General features: G+C 68.1%; 3 protein-coding genes. 1 reads left to right on the top strand and 2 read right to left on the bottom strand.

The window, feature by feature from the left end:
• A partial coding sequence (locus tag SSO01S_RS17025) for a hypothetical protein (protein WP_218000388.1) occupies positions 1 to 471 on the top strand: 471 nt, incomplete at its 5' end.
• Positions 472 to 506: 35 nt separating this feature from the next.
• Here SSO01S_RS17025 and SSO01S_RS17360 read toward each other — a convergent pair.
• Both SSO01S_RS17360 and SSO01S_RS17020 read right to left on the bottom strand, forming a co-directional pair.
• Complete coding sequence (locus SSO01S_RS17360; protein ID WP_083943231.1) at positions 507 to 683, bottom strand: DUF4169 family protein; 177 nt, start codon at positions 681 to 683, stop codon at positions 507 to 509.
• Positions 683 to 1,622 (bottom strand): dihydrolipoamide acetyltransferase family protein (locus SSO01S_RS17020; RefSeq protein ID WP_066801630.1); only part of this gene is annotated, 940 nt, incomplete at its 5' end. The genes SSO01S_RS17360 and SSO01S_RS17020, both read right to left, overlap by 1 nt.

Below are 1,622 nucleotides of genomic sequence, written 5' to 3'. Positions count from 1 at the left end.
GGGGGGGGGGGGGGTGTGGGGAATTTCAACAGTCCTTATCTTCTGGCGCAAAACCCGCTCACGATGGAGCGATGCGGGGATTTGGAGGCGGTCAAGGCGCTGGCGAATGGGCATGCGGCCGAGCGGGCGGAGCGCAGGCGCGCGCTGGGCGAGGCGATCGATGCCGCGACGCTCGACGCGCCGCTCAAGCAGGCGATCCGGGCGATCGCCGCACCCGAGGGCGCGGACGCGGTGCACGCGAACCAGATCGCCGCGATCGAAGCCACAGCCGAGCTCTGCGCGCTGCTGGCGAAGCGCGGCTGGTATAATGACAATAGCTATTTCGGCTTCCATTCGGCCAGCGATGCGGCGCGGTACAAGGCGCTGCAGGCGCGCCGCTCGGCGCTGGCGAGCGAAAGCGAGAAGCTGGACAAGGACGCCGTGACGCGGATCAAGGCCGAGCAGGAAAAGATCCAGGCGGCGCTGAGCTGAGGCGCACGGCCCGCCGCCCGCCGCCCGCCGCCTCATCAATCCTCGCGTTTGGCACCATCGAGCGTCTGGGCGATGCGCTGGCGCTCGGCGGCGTCGGCCAGCCGTTCGGCCTTGGTACGGCCATGGAGCGCTCGATTGGCATCGGCCTGGACGGCGCGGACCTTGCGATCGCGCGCCTTTCGCGCCTGCCGCAGATTGACGACCTCGCCCATCAATCCGCGAACAGCAGAACCGGGGTTTCGAGCAGCTTCTTGAGCGCCGCGACGAAGCTGGCCGCGTCATGGCCGTCGACGACGCGGTGGTCGCAGCTGATCGACAGGTTCATCAATTTGGCGCGGACGATATCGTCGCCCTGGAACACCGGGCGCTCGACGATCTTGTTCGGCCCGATGATCGCCACTTCGGGGCGGTTGATCACCGGCGTGGTGACGATGCCGCCGAGCGGCCCGAGCGAAGTGATCGTCAGCGTCGAGCCGGAAAGCTCGTCGGACTTCGCCTTGCCGGTGCGCGCGGCATCGGCGAGGCGGGTGATCTCTGATGCGAGCTGCCAGACGTTCAGGTCCTGCGCATCGCGGATCACCGGCACCATCAGCCCGGCATCGGTCTGCGCCGCCATGCCGAGATGGACCCGGCCGTGGCGGGTGACCACGCCAGCCTCATCGTCATAGCGCGCGTTGATCATCGGGAAGGCCGGGATGGTGCGGCATATCGCGACGATCAGGAACGGCAGCATGGTGAGCTTGGGGCGATTGCCGCGATTGGCGTTGAGATCGGCGCGCATCTCCTCGAGCGCGGTGACGTCGATCTCATCGACATAGGTGAAGTGCGGGATGGCGCGCTTCGATGCGGCCATATTCTCGGCGATGCGGCGGCGCATACCGATGACCTTGACTGGCTCATCGGCGCGGGCGCGGCTGGCGTGCGGGGCATGATAGCCCTGCGCCGACCCGTAGCGGAGATAGGCATCGAGATCGGCGTGGCGGACATGGTTGCCGTCATGCCTGACGCTGGCGAGGTCGATGCCGAGGTCGCGGGCGCGGGCGCGGACGGCGGGGGAGGCGAGGATTTTATGATCCTCCCCGGCATGGGGAGGGGGACCAGCCGCAGGCTGGTGGAGGGGGGGCTCCACGGGCGATGCTGTTTGCGGCTCC

Source organism: Sphingomonas soli NBRC 100801, assembly GCF_001591025.1.
Classification (GTDB): domain Bacteria; phylum Pseudomonadota; class Alphaproteobacteria; order Sphingomonadales; family Sphingomonadaceae; genus Sphingomonas; species Sphingomonas soli.
Note: the sequence above shows the minus strand (reverse complement) of the source record. Positions and strands in the feature narration are given on the sequence as shown.

What these genes read in the sequence shown, in the direction of transcription:
- SSO01S_RS17360 (WP_083943231.1), bottom strand. Translation starts at nt 683, where the DNA reads ATGGGCGAGGTCGTCAATCTGCGGCAGGCGCGAAAGGCGCGCGATCGC.